Origin of the sequence: Acinetobacter sp. (assembly GCF_036666595.1) — a bacterium.
GTDB lineage: Bacteria > Pseudomonadota > Gammaproteobacteria > Pseudomonadales > Moraxellaceae > Acinetobacter.
Map to the genome: position 1 here is coordinate 1 of NZ_JAVWVO010000148.1, position 530 is coordinate 530.

Below are 530 nucleotides of genomic sequence, written 5' to 3' on the forward strand. Positions count from 1 at the left end.
ACTGATGTCCGCTTGAATTTGATCCGTCAACTGGTAAGCCACACCTGCTTCAGCACCTGCAATGGTTGCATCGACATTACGCGTGTAAGCTTTCAACTCCTCTTTTTGGTTTTTTGGGTTTTTAGTTTCCACATATTTAACCAAAATATAATCTTGAATTAAGCCTGCATAAACCGAAGCCCATGATTTAAATGCACCCTGTTCATATTGATAACCTGCATCAAACTGTGCGGTTTTTTCATTCTCTAAATCAGCAAAGGTCGTACCTGCACTTTGATGGTATTTGGTACTAAACAATTCCCAATAATCAGGCACACGCTCTACATAACCCAATCCTGCATATGTTTTAACATGTTCCGCAAGTTCACTTTCGACTCGAATAAAACCACTTGGCAAGGTTTCTTTACGCTCTGTATCCGTAGCTAAGTTATCGATCTTCGCTTGATCGACGCGTGCACCTGTCACCAGTTTATGCTGATCATTGAATACATAACTCAGTTCACCGAAAGCCCCATAAGACTCAAATTCCA

At 40.9% G+C, this 530-nt stretch carries 1 protein-coding gene; it reads right to left on the reverse strand.

All coding sequences use genetic code 11. The features are described 5' to 3' along the window. A partial coding sequence (locus RR876_RS17290; RefSeq protein WP_332637215.1) for a TonB-dependent receptor occupies window positions 1–530 on the reverse strand: 530 nt, incomplete at both ends.